Annotated in this window: 2 protein-coding genes and 1 pseudogene; 1 reads left to right on the forward strand and 2 read right to left on the reverse strand. The window is 41.3% G+C overall.

Going from position 1 to position 4,436, the window contains the following annotated elements; all coding sequences use genetic code 11:
* Together F6K37_RS33030 and F6K37_RS33035 are read right to left on the reverse strand one after the other, a co-directional pair.
* A pseudogene (locus F6K37_RS33030) lies at positions 1-339 on the reverse strand (polysaccharide biosynthesis protein); the annotation flags it as partial.
* 2,746 nt (positions 340-3,085) lie between these two features.
* Positions 3,086-4,072, reverse strand: coding sequence for an MraY family glycosyltransferase (locus F6K37_RS33035; RefSeq protein WP_008184991.1), 987 nt, complete (start codon positions 4,070-4,072; stop codon positions 3,086-3,088).
* A 174-nt stretch (positions 4,073-4,246) separates the two neighbouring features.
* Here F6K37_RS33035 and F6K37_RS33040 point away from each other — a divergent pair.
* Positions 4,247-4,436: hypothetical protein (locus tag F6K37_RS33040; protein ID WP_287254888.1), on the forward strand; the 190-nt coding region annotated here is incomplete at its 3' end.

Raw genomic sequence — 4,436 nt, forward strand, 5'->3', positions numbered from 1 at the left:
TAAGTAAGCGAGGATCACTAAAACTCCGGAACTGTAGAAAACAGCTTGGAGTGCTGTGGTAATAAACTCTAGGCTTGTGTAGCGCAGAATAGGACGATAAATGCCACAGACTTGGAAGCCTATAAGTTTGACCACAATTAACAGGATAATTAGCCAAGCATACTGAACAATTCCTGAGAGGGGAAGTGTTTCGTCGAAGCGGAGCCAAAAAGCTAGATAAATAGCAAGGCAAAATAAAAATGCATCTAGAGCAACGAGGAACTGGCGCTTCTGCCGTCTGGAGATTGAGTTATAGCCACCATAAAGCTTAATCAGCAGGTAGTTAATATAGGATTTCATAAAGATAACGAATTCAGAAGGTTATTGCTTGTGCGATTTAGGGTCACTGGAACCCTAGATTAATGATTCTCTGCCCCACCAGTGGCACGACAGCGCTGACTAGAGCTAGATCCGCCCCTATCTGTAGCGACGACCTCCAAACAACGGGATTTTCGACCCAGATTGGGGGGAGATTGGGGTAAGACCGAGATAGGGATACTGTGGGAAAAAGTGCAATTGGCACTTAAGTAGAGGCAGTGCTGATTCTGGCGATGATTCCCCATAGCATTTCTATTTGAGATGTAAACATAGAAGTGATAGAACAAGGTAACTTCGGATCAGGGAACTTCGGATCAGTATGAAAGAGGGATGCATCAAGACGATCCGAGGATTTTTTGGTGTGCTGATAAATCAGTCTTGGGTTTTATGAGCTATTTGGAAATGCTATATATAGCGTTTCTCATAGCTATGAGGTACAGTTTTGATTGGCGCTGATTGCCTTTAAGACCTTATTAATTCTGCCCTCTGCCTTCTGCCTTCTGCCTTAAAAGCATAAGCTTTGTCCTCACTCGTCCTGAGAATTTATAGAGTTAACCATAGTGTGTTCACCAACTAAGTAGTATTGTTGGAATCGTTCCCCTTGAACCCTATAGATAATAGGTGGATGGCATTGATTAACATCCCTAATCTAGGATAAAAATATTTTTTTTCACTAAAAGAATTATTCGGTGGTCATCATAATACAATAAAAAAATGTTAATAACTCAATTAACAAGCATCATAATTTTGGAATTAAACCATGAAGTATCCCGATTATTAATACACCGTATCAACTCTAAATCCGGATAGTAAAAAAAAATGAATAGCTACTATATTTAGAAAGAGATAACACTAGTTTGTGAATAGTTTGTGAATTACTCTAAAATGAACAAATGGTGAAATTATTTGCAGAAAAATTTTTCAGAAAACTATGAAGACTACCGAAAGCACCGGACATGATATAATCTCATCTCCGGTTAATCACTTCCCAACCCAAATAGTCCCTCTTAAGGGGTGAAAATATGGCTACACTATAGACTTTATAAGGGATAGAGCTTTCATGTCTTTGATAAAATTGAGGTGTTTATGAGGTTTGAGATTCATCAGATCAGTAGCTAGGTCTGACCAAAGTTCCATCGATTCAACCCAGATAGATCCATATAATTATATCCAAAACTCACTGTGCATTTTCACAGAACGTTTCTCTTCATTCGGGTGAAAAATATACTCATCCACTCTCATTTTTTGTAAATATTATAAGGAAACTTATATCAATTAAAATAAGCGATATTAATGAGCAATATAATACCAAGTTAACCCTGAATATTAACTATCGTGTTTACCCGATTTTCGCCTCCAGTTTTGTAATATCTGAACATTGTATCAATACCCCAACGAGCCGCCTAAAATGATAAAGTAAGTTGACTAATATCATGTCCGTTTGAATACTTATACTAAGCGCCGAAAGCAAGGCAGAAGGCAGAAGGCAGAAGGCAGAAGGCAGAAGTAAAGAAGTAAGCTTTCAAGGGTAATGATTTTTTATAACTAATTATCCGAACCTGATATAATCTGGATACTTTTCAGGATATACCAAGGTTATTTAGGACTCTTGCTTCGATAGTTACGCTTCCAATATGCCGCCAAATTAAAATTTAATAAATTATGTTTTATTTGTATAATAAATGTCTTGATAAACTCGCAACATTCCCGGTTTAATTACTAAATTTTTTAGAGCCATATAAATTTGCTCGTCATCAGATATAAGCAGGTACACAAAATTAATTACACATTTTACAAAACTCAAAGCCTTGCAGGGTAAGGGTTACAGAGATTGGGAGTAGGCAATTAATTCTGTGTAGGTGCTTAGCAATCCTAAATCATTGTCTTGATGCAAAGCGCGAGTGGGGGAAACCCCCAAGACCGTAATGGTGCGTTTTCCGTAGGCGAATTAAATTCGCCACGGGTCGCACCTCTGCATCGCTTGTAAAATCACTGGACTTCTTAAAAACTAGCTCCAACTCCTGTCCCTTCTGCCATTCCCCTCCTGGGAGGAGTTAGGGGTGGGTTCCTTCTGCCTTCTGCCTTAAAGCAGCCCATTTCTTTCACGAATCAGATAGGATTGCTATAAGCATGTCCCCTCTGACGTAATGCCAAGTCTATCCCCCAGAAATTCGCGCCACTTGGCTAGCTTCACGCTCTGAAATTACGCACCGTTCGCGTAGCGTGGCCGAAAGGCCAAGGTCTCCTAACAAGACAACTGGATAAGGACGCAGTAAGGGTAATACTGGTGCAATTACTTTTTTTTGTTGGCCGAAACTGCTATTTCATTTTTTACCAAGAAGTTCCCAATATACGGGGATGGCATGGTTTCCTCAAACCCGACTTAAAATGCCCGCGCATGTCATAGCTACAAAACTCATAAATATGGTCATCACAGAGGAAAATCAAGATATAAATTCACGAATTTTGTCGTCAATTTTTAGAGTTTAAAACTTCTTATGGTTACGAATAAAAGACTAAATATCAATGTATAAAAGCGATCCAGCGCGGTTTTACCGCGCTGGATCAATACAATGAGCTATAATCTGAGCTATATCCTGACTTTTGGCACTTAAGAGTAATTATCTTTGATTATCTTCTATTTTCTTGAGAATGAAACAGCCCTGGGAACCAACGGGGGCTTTCTCAAAACCAGACAATCTAAATTCATACTTCAATTCAGGAACGCCTAAGTAGACGACAGCATACGCGTCCGTAGGTAAGTTTCTGCGCAGGCGATCGCCACAATTAGGGAAGCTAAACTACTCCAAGCTCCTATGGTTCCTAGGAAATCAATACTAAAGGCCATCAGAAGAGTTATGCAAATATAGGTAATCGCCACTTGACTATGGGAGCAGCCTGATTGCTGGAGCCTCTGGTACAGATGACTACGGTGAGCTTTGAAGATATTTTCACCACGCAGCAGCCGCCGACAGAGGGTATAGATCCCATCGCCGATTAGAGGTAAAGTCAATACCAGTGCTGACCAAGCAGAAGTCGGATTATGATTCTGACTTAGGAGGGTTATCGCCACCACAGCACCTAACACAGTACTACCGACGTCCCCCATAAAAATCTTGGCCGGTGACCAGTTCCAATAGAGAAATCCTGCTAAAGCTGCTACCAATAGCCAGAGAAGGGGCTGATTCAACCAGAGGGCAAAAAATCCTAACTGTACAGCAGTTACTCCGCCTACTAAGCCATCTAAACCGTCCATGAAGTTATAGAAATTAATCAGGGCGGTCATGCCAATGATGGTGAGTAGAGTAGCAATAAGCTCGCCTGCTATACCTAGGTGAGCTAGCCCAGGAAAGGGAAAAGCACCACAGGAGGCGACCACGACGGTAGCAACCGAGAATTGTACTAGATAGCGAACGCTGGCAGGAACTCCTCGCGAATCGTCGATAATGCCAATAATTACCAAGGGAATGAGGGCGAACCAAAGCGTATTTTGTCCGGAATCAATCAGGTTAAGACCAAGAAATTGGCTGGCAATGATGGCAATAGCAAAGGCAATAATAAAACCTAACCCACCCCCTCTGGGTGTGGGTTGACTATGGGAACTGCGTTCGTTGGGGATGTCAATAAGTTGTTGACTTAAGCTTTGTTTAATTAGAGCGACGCTAAGAAGGCTGAGGGAAAAACTGATTACACAGAGAGTTAATAGTGGGTGCATTTAAACTTTTTGATTAATACACCACTATTTACTAGCCTCAGTTAAACATTCAGTATTAAGAGTGAGAAAAGAAAACTTACAATACGTTTCGGTGACAGGGTAAACGGCAGAAGTGTTTAAGCTGTCGCGCATTTAAACGACATATTATTAAATCAGAAAAAAAAACTGAAACTCTTGTCCCTTATGCCGGGTGCATCTCCTAAAAGCTGTTTGACCTGGTGGGTGGAACGGGCATCTTGGTGGAACGGGCATCTTGGTGGAACGGGCATCTTGGTGGAACGGGCATCTTGGTGGAACGGGCATCTTGGTGGAACGGGCATCTTGGTGGAACGGGCATCTTGGTGGAACGGGCATCTTGCCCGTT

Origin of the sequence: Moorena sp. SIO4E2, from assembly GCF_010671945.1 — a bacterium.
GTDB lineage: Bacteria > Cyanobacteriota > Cyanobacteriia > Cyanobacteriales > Coleofasciculaceae > Moorena > Moorena producens.